Consider the following 14,664-nt stretch of genomic DNA (forward strand, 5'->3'; position numbering starts at 1 on the left):
GAATAAAAAAACGCAGCTAAGGCTGCGTTTTTTATGGCTGTTTTTCAATGTTCTATGATGAAGACAGTGGCTGATGAACTTCAAATTTTTCCAGCTGTCCATCTTGATCATAATGTAAGGTCAGATTTTTGGCCTGCTGCAAATACGCCATTTCAGTTGTGTCGACCTGAAAACTTTCCGCCAGCTGCTCAGTCTGAATATGCTCCGGAAAAGCCCGGCGCTCATTATCACGAAAACGCAGCCAGTTATACACAGCCCAGATCAGCAGAATCAGAATAAACACCATAATCGCCAGCCCCAGATAAAACAGGCTGAACGAGCTTTGCGGCGCCGACATCACAAACAGCTGCTCATATACGGTATAGCCCTGAAACAGCCACAGCAACATAGTGATCAGAGGCAGGAATAACCAGATCCAGGCCAGCCAGCCAGCCCAGAAAGAATAGTCCATAGCCTGCGGCCTTGTTACGTACATAGCGCGGCTCATCAATATATTCTGGTAGCTCCAGCTGAGCTTCATCCTCAATCATTTTAAATTTAGCCATGCTCGTGCTCCTTGGTAAAACCACGGTCCGGGCTGACCCAGCGTGCACGTTTCTGCTTTTTCAGCAAAGTTTTTGGCACAGACACCACCGTGGTCAGCGCGGTAATCAGCCAGAAAAATAGCGGATACCAGATTACCCAGAAATAGGTTCTCAAGGTACGGTTTTTATCATATTGATGATCGATCATTAAGCTGACCAGAAACTGCAGCAAACAGGTCAGGCCCAAAATCACCCCGTACCACTGCGGCAGAATCGATTGAATTGCCCACTCGCCCGGCAAGGGGAAAAACAGCCCATAAAAATACAGCACAAAGATGCCCATAATCACATAGGCCCATAGCACGCTGATGATCGATTCAATCACAATCGGCCACATCCGTCTAAGGCGCCATTTAAACAGTTTTGGCACATAGGCAATTAGCACTTCAATCCCGCCTTGTGCCCAGCGTAAGCGCTGTTTCCAGAGACCTTTAAACGTTTCCGGCATATAGATATAACACAGGGCTTTGGGCACATACTGCAAATCCCAGTGGTCGAACTGCAAACGCCACGAAACATCAATATCTTCAGTAATCATGTCATCACGCCAGTAGCCAATCCGGTCCAGCGCGGTTTTACGAAAACCGGCAATCGCACCTGATACGGTAAAAATCCGGCCATAGGTACGCTGCGCGCGTTTAATCAATCCAATAATTGAAGAGAATTCACCGACCTGAATTTTACCGAGCACGCTGGAACGGTTAATAATCCGTGGATTACCGGTAACCGCCCCGACACGCGGAAAGCTGGTCAGCTGATGCATCATCCAGAATACTGCGTGTGGATGCAGCAGCGCATCACCATCAATACAGACCAGAAATTCATAGCGACTAACCATTGCCCCGGCTCTTAAGGCATAGGCTTTGCCCTGGTTTTCGGCCAGATGGACCACCCGTAGCTTTGGATATTGCGTGGCCAGCTCATCCAGAATTGCTGCAGTCCGGTCCTGACTGCCATCATTGACTGCAATCACTTCAAATTCCGGATACTGGCTTTGCATGGCAAACTTGATGGTACGTCTGACCTGCTCTTCTTCATTGAAGCAAGGAATGATAATACTGCAGCCTTCATCGCTCGGTTCAGGGAAATGATCCTGACGGTATTCCCGTTTAAAATAAAACCAGATCCCGCCCGCAATCCACAGCCAGGCCATCAGCAGAGGATATAAAAATGCAAAACCAAAATAAAAATCGTTAAAACTCAATTTCGAGAACACTTCCATCATTGCGGCTCTCCCTGTTCCAGGACATAGGGATCACGATAACTCAGCGGACTTGCATTCAGGCTCAACGCCCGGTACAGGTGCTGATGCACGGCCTGCCCATGGGTCGGCTGATAATTATCAATACCAATTTTTTGAATGCCCTGACGTCTCAGCTGCTGATACATCTGCTGATAATACCGCCAGTCTGTTGCAGTGCTGTCCGGATTGATCTGCAAGTTAATCATCAAATGCTGCTTTTCACGATCATTTAACTGGTTTAAAGCCTGATGCAGATGTTTGATGGCTTGGGGGGATGCCAACGGATCGACAGCCAGATACAGGAAATCGGCATGATCCGGCAGTTGCTGCAGCAGTTTTTTCAGTCCGTCAAGTGGCTGATTCTGAATCTCCAGCTTTAATGCAGTCTGATAGTTATTACTGATATTGGCATAGTATTTACCCTGGCTTTTGGTCCGGTTCTTGATGCTCAACACCTGTTGCAGCTGTGCCTGACAGCTTGCACTCCATTCGGCCTGAAATACGGCGCAATGTAACGCATCGCCGGTTTCAATCATCAGCCCTTCAATCGAGCTGTTGTTTTTCACCAGATCTGCGGTCAATTCTGCCAGATCATAACCTTGCCGGGTTTCCAGACTCAGCGGCATTTCTGCATATACCCGATTAGCAATCCGGGTCCGGGCCTGCCATACCACCCGGTTCAGCAAATCCTGAGCCACTGGCAAGCTTCGATTCGGAAAATAAGCTACATCAATTTTGCCATCGGCATTCTGATCGGCCACCGCATTCAGGACCAGCGTATTGGATTGAAAGGCATTGACCTGATTGAGCAGCTGGCTCAGATGTGCTTCTGATGCGGTGATATTGCTCCCCGCCAGATCTGCCAGGTTAATGCGTAATAAACTTTTACGCTGCTTATGCGGCGCCCGGCTATTCATTAAGAAGTCTTTAATTTCACCAAACACTTCTTCAGGTGATGGGTTTTCCGTAATCAGGGCACGCTGATAGGTGGTATCGGCATCAGCCAATGTCAGTACGCTGCCCAGACTAAACGACATTGGTAGACCGGCTTCACGGGCCAGCGCTTCAGTTTCCTTGGTCACCGCACCATACGGCCAGAAAATGGCACGGGTATTGATTCCCAACTCACGATCCAGAATCTGCTTTGATTGACGCAAGTCTTTTACCACTCGCTTCGCATAGGCGCGATCAGATTCATAACGCTGCTGGGCCGGGAAATATTCACGGGTAATCGCGGCTGGCTGCTGGTTTAGCTGCGGATTGGCAATAATCCCGTGATGCAAGTCATCACTGTGTGAGGCAAACTCGACCAGACCGGATTGCTGCATTTCACGCATCTGCGGCCAGTTCATCAGGTTGCCCTCCCCATAGGCTTCATAGGCATCTTTGGTATTGCCATTAATCCAGCTGGTCGGAATGGCAAAAACAGCCGGAACCTGATGCAGCTTTAATAAGGGAAAAATATGGCTATAGCTGCTGAGTGCGCCATCATCAATGGTAATTAATACTGCTTTTTCCGGTAAGGCTGTCTTGTGCTGACGGGCCCGCCAGACATCTTCTAGCCGAATGGGCTGCCAGCCATGTTCTTTAATCCATTGCAGGAACTGGGCAAAGTTATGGGTACTGATGGCGTATAAATCACGGTCACCCTGTTTGGCAACGTCATCACGCACATCATGAAAAGTTAAGGTAACAAATTCATAGGCCTGCGCATCAAGCGGCGCTGTAGTTGCTGCTGGCGCTGTGCTGGTCTCGGCCTGCACGGTCAAAGGAGAATAAACACATGCAGCGATACAGGCACTCAGGAGTAAAGCGGGTTTCATTTGCATTAGAATCGTCCTTCAAAGCCGAATACTGCATAGGTTTTTTCTTCTGTTTTGCCATCGTACGGATGGCTGCCCCAACCAATGCCATAGTGCAGTTTCCAGGTTCGTGACACACGCCAGTCATGGCGATAAAACAGGTTATATATCGGCTCATTGGAATAGTCTTTCTGTCCAAATGTGCCCAGCGTCAGTTCAAAATGCTGATTAAAATGTTGCTCATAACGACGCCAGGTCATCCAGTCATGTTCCAGTTTCAGCTCTAAACTATGGCTGGATTCAGGATTAAAATAATCCACGGCGACGGGCTTATTTTTTCCATAATAGCCGCTGAGCGTGGCACGACTCAGATGATGCGGGGCCTGATAAAACTGCTGGCTAAAATAGGCCTGATATTCCTGACGGGTGTTGCCATCATCAATATCGGTCAATTGAAATTGTGCACCGGCTTTACGCGACTCGTTGGCCTGCCAGTTAAAACCCGCCCGATACGACTGTCCTTCATGTGCTTTGGCCATTGCCTGCAACGGAATATCGGCCTGGGTATTCACCGCCAGATGATATTGCCAATGATCATTTAACCAGTGTGACCAGTCCAGTGCAGCGCCCACACGGTCTTCATCTAAAGATTGAGACAGCAACAGGCTGGCATACTTGCGATCTTTGGACCAGGCCACACCCAGACCTAAACGCGGATCATCCAGGGTGCCATCTTCATAACGCCCCTGCCGATGCTGATGGTCAATAAAAACCTGATAATGCTCATTTAGCCACGGGCTGTTAAGACGGGTCCAATGGGTACGCTCTTCTGAACCTTTTAAACGGTTCAGCAACTGTTCCTGATCGGAACGACTTTCAGAAAAATAACTTTCATGCTGAATGCTGAAATGATCGCGATCCTTTAATTCTTTGCGGCTTAATTGCACACCGGTATCATCTGCAGCCGTCTGTAACAAGGCCTGATTCAGCTGACGCCAGCCCCTAATATCATTCAGGGCTTGGGCATTTTGCATCTGGTTAATCTGGGTGATTTGACTGACCTGATCCAGGCCATTCCACTGCTCCAGCGTTTGTTGGGAAGTCAGTGGTTTTTCACGCCAGCGCTGAATTTGTGCCAGATTGTTCTGATAGGCCAGATTATTCGGTGCAATTGAAACCAGGGTTTCAAAATACTGCTCGGCTTTGGCATGTTCGTTGCGGTAGGCATAGTTCAGCCCTTTTAAAGCCAGATACTGCTCCCGGTCTTCATGGGTACTGCGGTCCACGCCTTTGGCCTCGCTATAACGATAACGCGGTAACTGACGGTCCATGTCCTGAATCAGCTGATCAGCCTGCTTGAATTTTTCCTGTTCGATATAGGCATAATACAAACCGGCATACACCGTATAGTCTGCATAGTTCTTTTCCTGAAACAGGCTTAAATACACCGGTTCAGCCAGTTCCGGTTGTCGGGTGGCCAGATAGGCATCGGCAATGGCATGGCGTACATAAGCCGGCCAGTTTGCAATTGGCTGATGCTGCTGTTGCACAATTTTCAAGACCTGCTGATGACGCTTACGCTGTCCCAAGGCATACAGATAATCGGCATAGAATGCGCGCTGCAGTTCGGTGTCAGCTGCCACCTGTGGTTCATGTGCAGCCATATCGGCCAGTACCGCATCCAGCTCGGTATAGGCTGTTGCATATTCACTGCGCAGTTGTGCCGTTTTATAGGCCTGTACTGCATTCTGAATCCGGGTAGAAAACTGGTGCTGTTTAACTTGCAGTAACAAACGAGGATGGCTCTGTGCTAACTGTTGTTGCAGCAGATAGTGCTCTGCTGCATGATGCTTGCCATTAAGCATCAGCGACAGTACATATTGTTCATGGCCTGCAATGCTGCTTTGCTTTTTTAATCCGGCTTCGGCTGCCTGCAAGGCTTGTACCGGCATATTCAGGATACGATAGGTATAAGACAATAAACTCAGGTCATCGGCACTAAGCTGTTGCCATTGCAGGTTTTTCAGCAACGTTTTAGCGGCTGCTGCCTGACCCGACTCGGCTTCCAGTACCGCGTGCCAGACTTTGCCGCTGGCCTGGGTATTTAAAGGCTGAAACCGGGCCAGATACGCTTTGGCCTGAGCGTACTGCTTGGCATCACGGAGCACCTTGATAGCGCTGACCTGGGCATAGGCAGGAAAGGTTTTAGGTTGAATCTGCTGCGTTAGGCGGTATAAATCCTGTGGATGTACCACAGGCTGACCATAGGCCAAAACTAGATAATCCGCAATTAACTTTTGATCTGTGGGAAATTGAGCTAATAACGCCTGCAAGCGATTGAGTCCAGAGACCACCTGCCCGGACCGAACCATCTCCACCGCGTGCTCACGTTGCTGATCAAGCGTATTGGCATGAGCAGAAGAAAAAAATAAAAAAGAGCAAAGCGACAGACACTGAATCGGCATGATCGTTGTTATTTTGATCATATAAATTCTCAAGTTTCTGATAATTATTGCTCGATATTCTATTAAAGTGTGATGTAAATCACAATTACTAAAACAATCATTTTATTTGTTTTGTATGCTTTACTTTTTCCTCAATAGAAGCGTCATCATTATCTATGTTCTTTGCCATAAAAAACCCCAAGAACTGGGGTTTTTTAGTCAGGTAGGTTTTACACCAAACCTTTGGCCTGCAATACTTTCAGCATGGTTGAACCGAGCTCGGCCGGGCTACGGGTATAAGCCATTCCGGCACGTTCAAAGGCAGCAAATTTCTCCTCTGCGGTTCCTTTACCGCCAGAAATAATCGCGCCAGCATGGCCCATGCGTTTGCCTTTTGGTGCGGTTACACCGGCAATATAGCCCACCACAGGCTTGGTCACATGCGCCTGAATGTATTCGGCTGCTTCTTCTTCGGCTGTGCCGCCAATCTCACCAATCATGATAATGGCTTCAGTTTGAGGATCGTCCTGAAACAGTTTCAGACAGTCAATCTGGTTCATGCCCGGAATCGGATCACCGCCGATGCCGATACAGGTCGACTGGCCCAGACCCAATTTGGTGGTTTGCGCAACCGCTTCATAGGTCAGCGTTCCTGAACGCGAGATAATCCCGATTTTCCCTGGCTGATGAATATGACCTGGCATAATCCCGATCTTACATTCGCCCGGGGTGATAATACCCGGACAGTTCGGGCCAATCAGGCGTGTACCATTACCATTGGTTTCCAGATAGCGTTTGGCTTTTAGCATATCTAGGGTCGGTACACCTTCAGTAATTACCACAATCAGTTCAATACCGGCATCGACTGCTTCAACAATCGAGTCCAGTACAAAAGGTGCGGGTACATAAATCACCGAAGCGTCAGCCTGAGTTTCACGGACAGCCTGCTTCATGGTGTTAAATACTGGCAGGTCTAAATGGGTTTGACCACCTTTACCTGGAGTTACACCGCCGACAACACGCGTGCCATAATCCAGCGCCTGAGCCGAATGAAAGGTTCCGTTTTTACCAGTGAAACCCTGAACCAATACTTTTGTGTCTTTATTTACTAATACGCTCATGATGCATCTCCTTAAGCTTTTACTGCAGCAACAATTTTTTCTGCAGCATCGGCCAGGCCATTTGCAGAAATTAAGGTCAGGCCAGATTCATCCAGTAATTTGGCCCCCAGTTCAGCATTGTTTCCTTCCAGACGTACCACCACCGGCACGCTGACATTGACTTCCTGAACTGCTGCAATAATCGCCTCCGCAATCATGTCACAACGTACAATTCCACCAAAAATATTGATTAATACTCCCTGAACCGAATTGTCAGCCAGAATAATTTTAAATGCTTCAATCACGCGCTCTTTGGTTGCGCCGCCACCGACATCGAGGAAGTTGGCCGGTTGACCACCATACAATTTGATGATGTCCATGGTTGCCATGGCAAGACCGGCACCATTGACCATACAGCCAATATTGCCTTCTAGCGCTACATAGTTAAGATCGAACTCAGAGGCTTTCAGCTCGCGCTCATTTTCCTGGCTCTTGTCACGCAGTGCCGCCACTTCCGGCAAACGGTACAGCGCATTGGAATCAATGCCGACTTTGGCATCGACACATAAAATTTCGCCGTTTTCACGTACAGACAATGGGTTAATTTCAAACAGGGCAAAATCGTTTTCAATAAAGGCCTGATACGCCGCAGTCATGATTTTAACAAACTGGTTGATTTGTCCATCTTTTAAGTTCAGGGCAAACGCAACTTCACGTGCCTGAAATGGTAATAAACCGACTAGAGGATCAACTTCAACTTTAATAATTTTTTCTGGGGTTTCTTCTGCGACTTTTTCAATTTCGACCCCACCTTCGGTTGAGGCCATAAAGGTCACGCGACGGCTAGAACGATCCACCACGGCACCTAAATATAATTCACGCTCTACCGGATAGACATCCTGGGCCACCAGAATACTGTTCACCGGCTGGCCATTGGCATCGGTCTGATAAGTGACCAGTCGAGTACCGATCAGCTGATTAGCATACTCTGCCGCTTCTTCAGCCGATTTCACCACTTTCACACCACCCGCCTTACCACGGCCACCCGCATGCACCTGGGCTTTCATGACAGCGAATTTGCCACCGAGCTGTTCAAATGCCTGTACTGCTTCATCTGCATTGGTTGCAAGCAGACCTTCCTGCACCGGCATACCATATTTTTTTAATAGCGCTTTGGCTTGGTACTCATGTAGATTCATTTATTTACCTTTTACTACTTTTCACGTTTTTTTATGACTCGCTAAAACTCCAACATCCATCGTCGTGAGTATTAACATTTATACAGTTTTATCGTTTTAGTTTTAGATGATTATTCAAACAAAAACAACCACCAAATGAAAAAGAGCGGTCGAAACCGCTCTTTTTTTATTTATTTACGCTTACGCTGAATCGCGTGGATGGCACGTCCATCGACGGCCAGTGCCGCTTCGTGCACCACCTCAGAGAAGGTTGGGTGACCGAATGTCATTAATTGTAAATCTTCAACTGAAGATACAAATTCAAGCGCGATCATACCTTGGTGAACAATGTCAGACGCCGCAGGTCCAATCACGTGCATACCCAGTAAACGATCTGTTTTAGCATCGGCAACGAACTTCACGAAACCAGCACCTTCACCGGCAGCTAAAGCCCGGCCGTTGACTGCGAAACCGAATTGACCGGTTTTCACTTCATGACCTTTTTCTTTGGCCTGCTCTTCTGTTAAACCTACCCACGCCGCTTCAGGGTGTGTATAGATGACAGAGATGATGGTGTCATAGTTCACTTGAGCAGCATGACCGTGAATACGTTCAACTGCCATTACGCCTTCTTCCATGGCTTTGTGTGCCAGCATTGGACCGCGTACCAAGTCACCAATTGCGTATACGCCTTCAACAGAAGTCGCACACCAGTCGTTCACTTCAACCAGACCACGTTCAGTCAGTTTGATACCGCAGTCATCAGCCAGTAAGCCTTCAGCATACGCACGACGACCCACACACACGATCAGCTTGTCGAAAGTCTGTTCTTTCTCTTCGCCGCCTTGGGTGTATTTTACAGTCACTTCACGACCGTTGACTTCAGTGCCAGACACTTTCGCGCCTACACGAATATCCAGACCCTGTTTGGTCAGCAGTTTCTGGTAGTCTTTTGCCAGCGCTTTATCCGCCATTGGCAAGAAGGCATCCATTGCTTCAAATACAACAACTTCAGCACCTAGACGACGCCATACTGAACCAAGCTCCAGACCGATCACGCCGGCACCAATCACGCCTAAACGCTTCGGTACTTCAGGGAACTCAAGCGCGCCAGTAGAATCAACAATAATGTCTTGATCAACAGGAGCAACCGGAATGTTCACAGGTACAGAACCAGACGCAAGAATTACGTATTTTGGTTCTAGAATCTGAGTTTCACCTTCGTGAGGAACAAACTCAACTTTCTTACCCGCCAGTAATTTACCAGTACCTTTTAACCATTCGATACCATTGCCTTTCAGCAACTGGTCAATACCGCCAGTCAACTGGTCAACAATCTTGTCTTTACGTGCCAGTAATTTAGACAGGTCAAAGTTTACTTCACCTGTCGTAATACCATGATCAGCCAGGTGATGAACGGTATCTTCATAACGGTGTGAAGAATCAAGCAGCGCTTTAGACGGGATACAGCCCACGTTTAAGCAGGTACCACCTAAAGATGGTTTACCTTTGTGGATGCGTTTTTCGATACATGCCACTTTAAAACCAAGCTGAGCCGCACGAATGGCTGCTTCATAACCGCCTGGACCACCGCCAATAACAACTAAATCAAATTGTTGAGACATTTTTATCTCCAATCAATCTCTCTAAATCCCCCCTTTTACTCAAGGGGGAACCTTTCCCCTCTTTTTTAGAGGGGTTAGGAGAGATTTTTAATTAATAAATTATAAGTCAAGGATAAGTTTAGCTGGCTCTTCTAACAATTCTTTGATTGTTACAAGGAAACCTACCGCTTCTTTACCATCGATTAAACGGTGGTCATAAGACAGCGCTAAATACATCATTGGCAAGATTTCAACCTGACCATTGACTGCCATAGGACGTTCCTGGATTTTGTGCATACCTAGAATAGCAGTTTGTGGTGTATTCAGAATTGGCGTAGACAGCAGTGAACCGAAAGTACCACCGTTAGTAATGGTGAATGTACCGCCAGTCATGTCTTCAATCGCAAGTTTGCCTTCACGCGCTTTCGCAGCATAAGCGCCAATGCCAGATTCAACTTCAGCGTAGTTCATACGGTCTGTATCACGTAATACAGGAACCACCAGACCACGGTCAGAAGATACAGCTACACCGATGTCATAGTAACCGTGATAAACAATATCATCGCCATCAATTGATGCGTTGACTGCTGGGTAACGTTTTAGCGCTTCAGTCGCAGCTTTTACGAAGAATGACATGAAGCCAAGACGCGCACCGTGGCGTTTTTCAAATGCGTCTTTATATTGCTTACGCATTTCCATGATTGGTTTCATGTTCACTTCGTTGAACGTCGTCAACATTGCAGTTTCTTGAGTCGCTGCAAGTAAACGTTCAGCTACACGCTTACGTAAACGCGTCATAGGAACACGTTTCTCGATACGCTCGCCTACTGCTGCAGTTAAAGGCGCAGCCGCTGGTTTCGCCTGATGGTTTGCCACATCTTCTTTGGTGATGCGACCGCCACGGCCTGTACCTTGTACGTCAGCAGCGTTGATACCTGTTTCAGTCAATGCTTTACGCACTGCTGGTGCCTGGTCCGCAACTGGTTGAGCACGCTCAACTACAGGTGCTGCACCTGCTTCAGTTTTCGCAGCGGCCTGTTCAACTTTCTCTTCAGACTGAACTGCTTGAGTTTGCGCAGCGCCAGATACAGCACCTTCTTCAAACTGTGCAATCACTTCATTTGAAAGTACAGTATCGCCTTCATTTTTAATGATTTGAGCAATCGTACCGTCTGCAGGAGCTACAACTTCCAGAACAACTTTGTCAGTTTCAATGTCACAGATCACTTCATCACGTGATACTGCTTCACCTGGTTGTTTGTGCCAAGTCGCGATTGTTCCATCTGCAACTGACTCTGGAAATACCGGTGCTTTAATTTCGGTTGCCATTACTTCGAATCTCCTGTTATTCAGCTACGATCGCAAGCGCGTCATTGATGAGCTGAGCTTGTTGTTTTGCATGCAAATATGGTGAACCACACGCTGGAGCGGCAGAAGCCTCACGACCAGCAAAGCTGATACGAACCTGTTTACCAGCTTTCATCACGTCATCATATAGACGCGGCGCGATGAACAACCAAGCACCTTGGTTCTTCGGTTCTTCCTGAGTCCAAACCAGTTCTTTCACGTTTGGATAAGCTTCAAGAATTTCCGCAATGCGTTGTTCTGGGTATGGATACAACTGTTCAATACGAACAATTGCCGTGTTGTTCAATTCTTTTTCACGACGTTTTTCAAGCAGGTCGTAATACACTTTACCACCACAAAGTACCAGACGGGTCACGTCGGCCTTGTTGATGTTGCTGTCGATTTCGTCAATCACAGTCTGGAAAGTACCAGTTGCTAGCTCATCAAGAGATGAAGTTGCCAGCTTGTGACGCAGTAATGATTTCGGTGACATCACAATCATTGGCTTACGGATTGGACGAATCGCTTGACGACGTAAAGCGTGGAAAATCTGTGCTGGTGTAGTCGGAGTAATCACTTGCATGTTATCTTCAGCACACAGCTGTAAGAAACGTTCTAAACGTGCAGATGAGTGTTCCGGACCTTGACCTTCAAAGCCGTGTGGCAGCAACATGGTTAAACCACATACACGTTCCCACTTGGTTTCACCAGAGGCGATGAACTGGTCAATCACCACTTGCGCACAGTTAGCGAAGTCACCAAATTGTGCTTCCCAAATGATCAGACCGTGTGGAATCGTGGTCGCATAACCATATTCAAATGCCAGTACCGCCATTTCAGACAATAGCGAGTCATATAAAGCAAAACGCGGCTGGTTTTCTTTCACATGGCACAATGGAATATAAGTTTCGCCATCAACCTGGTTATGCAGTTTGGCATGACGGTGCGAGAAGGTACCACGACCTACGTCTTCACCAGTAATACGTACCAGGTAACCCTGATCTAGCAGTGTTGCATAGGCTAGAGTTTCAGCAGCACCCCAGTTCAGCGGCATTTCGCCGGTCTGCATTTTCAGACGTTCGTCAATCACTTTAGACACCTGACGCTGCATCACGAAACCTTCTGGAAGTTTACGCATGCCTTCACCAAGCTCTTTTAAGCGCTCAGCCGGGAAAGTGGTATCCCATTCGTCAGTGTATTCATGGCCCAGGTACGGCGTCCAGTCCACAAACATTTTCTTGTTCGGTTCAAGAACCAGCGCATTGGCAACGTGATTACCTGCTTCAAGATCGGCACGGTAGTCTTCAACCATTTGGTCTGCAGCAGCGCGATCTAATACGCCCTGTTGTACTAGTTGGTCTGCATACAAAGTACGTGTAGTGGCTTTCTTGTTGATCACCTGATACATCAGTGGCTGGGTTGCAGATGGCTCATCCGCTTCGTTGTGACCACGACGACGGTAACAGAACAGGTCAATCACTACGTCTTTACGGAAAGTATGACGGAAGTCGTGTGCCAATTGCGTTACGAAGATTACCGCTTCAGGATCATCACCATTCACGTGGAATACTGGCGCCTGAACCATTTTCGCGATGTCGGTACAGTATTCTGTAGAACGCGCATCACGTGGATCAGAGGTAGTGAAACCAACCTGGTTGTTAATTACGATGTGCACAGTACCACCCACGGTATAACCGCGTGTTTGTGACATCTGGAAAGTTTCCTGGTTCACGCCCTGACCTGCAAATGCAGCATCACCGTGTACGATTAATGGCAATACGTCATCGCCACCAATGTCTTTACGACGTACTTGACGGGCACGTACCGAACCTTCAACCACAGGTCCAACAATTTCAAGGTGCGACGGGTTAAACGCCAATGCCAAGTGAACTTCGCCACCTGGGGTCATTACGTTAGATGAGAAACCTTGGTGGTACTTAACGTCACCCGAACCTTTCTTGTGTAAAGATTTACCTTCGAACTCGCCAAACAGGTCAGCCGGGTTTTTACCCATGATGTTAACCAGCAAGTTCAGACGGCCACGGTGTGGCATACCAATCACGACTTCTTTACAACCAACCGCACCGGCACGTTGAATTAGTTCGTTAACCATTGGAATGAAAGATTCACCACCTTCCACACCAAAGCGTTTTGCACCAACGTATTTATTACCTAAATATTTTTCCAGACCTTCAGCGGCAGTTAAACGCTCAAGGAAGTGTTTTTTCTGTTCTGCATTGAAGCCATACTGACCACGAGCACTTTCAAGACGCTGTTGAATCCAGCGTTTCTCTTTGGTGTCAACAATGTGCATGTACTCTGCACCAATTGAACCGCAGTAAGTTGCTTCCATCGCTTCAACCATTTCGCCCAGCGTGGTATCTGTTTTACCAATCGCCAGGTTGCCTGTGTTGAATACGGTATCTAAATCAGATTTGGTTAAACCGTGCGCAGCAAGATCAAGATCTGGCACTTCTTCGCGTTTTGCCAAACCTAGCGGATCTAATTTTGCTTTTTGGTGACCACGATTACGATACGCTGCGATCAGTTGCAGGACGCCTATTTGACGACGTTCATGCTCAGAGCTTACCGCGCTTTGAGCCACAGACTGAATACGATTTGAGTTGCGACCCAATAAAAGGAATTGCTCACGTACATTGCTATGAGGTTGATCACCTTTTGGGAATTTATCGAAGTACACTCTCCAGTCTTCACCAACTGACTCTGGAGACGTTAAATACTGCTCATAAAGTTCTTCAATATACGCTGCACTATCAGCGGAAAGTTCAGTGTCAAGACGCAGAGCGTCAGCAACTTCTTGCATTTGTGGACCCATTTCCTATTGCAAAAACATTTTTCAGGATGCTTTTTAAGCAAAACCCATGATTGATAATGTCAAATTGGTAACATGACATTCGTCCCCATTCGACAACTGTCATGAGGCGTTATCACTACATTAGGACTACCCAATGTGAATAATGAATCATAACGCCCTGATTGGCATCATCACTCATTTTATACTCGGCCAAAACCGAGCAATTTTTTTGCAAATCGACTTAGAAAAATTAATTCGGCAAATTAGCTTTTCTAAATAGGTTTACTCTAATTTCTGGCTTTCTACATCTCTTTAAATGTTGAAAAAATGTACATAAATTCAACCTCAATTTTTAAATATAGAAGTTTATTAATCGTAACATGATCTCCAACTCTCAATTGATTTTTTTGACGTATACCTCCTATAAATTGGCGAAATACAAGAAACATATTTTGCTCTAACATATGGTGCTTTATTTAATAATTAGAAGCAATTAAGACCAAAGTCCAACGGCTTCTTTATTTCATAAAACAAAAGAGAGCACATC

Annotated in this window: 10 protein-coding genes; all 10 read right to left on the bottom strand. The window is 47.0% G+C overall.

The features are described from left to right. Positions 1 to 52 precede the first annotated feature (52 nt). The 10 genes from pgaD to FTU86_RS04565 all read right to left on the bottom strand — a co-directional run bounded on the left by pgaD (position 53) and on the right by FTU86_RS04565 (position 14,126). Complete coding sequence (gene pgaD, locus FTU86_RS04525; protein ID WP_257219682.1) at positions 53 to 388, bottom strand: poly-beta-1,6-N-acetyl-D-glucosamine biosynthesis protein PgaD; 336 nt, start codon at positions 386 to 388, stop codon at positions 53 to 55. Next, positions 351 to 545, bottom strand: a complete 195-nt coding sequence (locus FTU86_RS13800) for a hypothetical protein (RefSeq protein WP_257219683.1) — start codon at positions 543 to 545, stop codon at positions 351 to 353. The genes pgaD and FTU86_RS13800 overlap by 38 nt, the downstream gene beginning before the upstream one ends. Further along, positions 538 to 1,806 (bottom strand): poly-beta-1,6-N-acetyl-D-glucosamine synthase, encoded by a 1,269-nt coding sequence (gene pgaC, locus FTU86_RS04530; protein WP_171260915.1) that lies wholly within the window; start codon positions 1,804 to 1,806, stop codon positions 538 to 540. The genes FTU86_RS13800 and pgaC overlap by 8 nt, the downstream gene beginning before the upstream one ends. Beyond that, positions 1,806 to 3,656, bottom strand: coding sequence for a poly-beta-1,6-N-acetyl-D-glucosamine N-deacetylase PgaB (gene pgaB / locus FTU86_RS04535; RefSeq protein ID WP_160241531.1), 1,851 nt, complete (start codon positions 3,654 to 3,656; stop codon positions 1,806 to 1,808). The genes pgaC and pgaB overlap by 1 nt, the downstream gene beginning before the upstream one ends. Next, complete coding sequence (gene pgaA / locus FTU86_RS04540) at positions 3,656 to 6,115, bottom strand: poly-beta-1,6 N-acetyl-D-glucosamine export porin PgaA (protein ID WP_160241532.1); 2,460 nt, start codon at positions 6,113 to 6,115, stop codon at positions 3,656 to 3,658. Before pgaA ends, pgaB begins: the two co-directional genes overlap by 1 nt. A gap of 188 nt (positions 6,116 to 6,303) precedes the next feature. After that, a complete protein-coding gene (gene sucD / locus FTU86_RS04545; protein WP_104471739.1) occupies positions 6,304 to 7,194 on the bottom strand; it encodes a succinate--CoA ligase subunit alpha in 891 nt (296 codons plus the stop codon). An 11-nt stretch (positions 7,195 to 7,205) separates the two neighbouring features. Beyond that, positions 7,206 to 8,372 (bottom strand): ADP-forming succinate--CoA ligase subunit beta, encoded by a 1,167-nt coding sequence (sucC, locus tag FTU86_RS04550; RefSeq protein ID WP_005176263.1) that lies wholly within the window; start codon positions 8,370 to 8,372, stop codon positions 7,206 to 7,208. A gap of 170 nt (positions 8,373 to 8,542) precedes the next feature. Next, positions 8,543 to 9,976 carry a dihydrolipoyl dehydrogenase gene (gene lpdA, locus FTU86_RS04555; RefSeq protein ID WP_005176261.1) on the bottom strand — a complete coding sequence of 478 codons (1,434 nt, stop codon included), beginning with the start codon at positions 9,974 to 9,976 and terminating at the stop codon, positions 8,543 to 8,545. A gap of 99 nt (positions 9,977 to 10,075) precedes the next feature. After that, positions 10,076 to 11,284 (bottom strand): 2-oxoglutarate dehydrogenase complex dihydrolipoyllysine-residue succinyltransferase, encoded by a 1,209-nt coding sequence (gene odhB / locus FTU86_RS04560; protein WP_104471741.1) that lies wholly within the window; start codon positions 11,282 to 11,284, stop codon positions 10,076 to 10,078. A gap of 16 nt (positions 11,285 to 11,300) precedes the next feature. Then, entirely contained in the window at positions 11,301 to 14,126 is a 2,826-nt protein-coding gene (locus FTU86_RS04565; RefSeq protein ID WP_005176258.1) for a 2-oxoglutarate dehydrogenase E1 component, read from the bottom strand. Positions 14,127 to 14,664: the final 538 nt, after the last annotated feature.

Source organism: Acinetobacter sp. YH12155 (assembly GCF_013418255.1).
Lineage (GTDB): Bacteria > Pseudomonadota > Gammaproteobacteria > Pseudomonadales > Moraxellaceae > Acinetobacter > Acinetobacter indicus.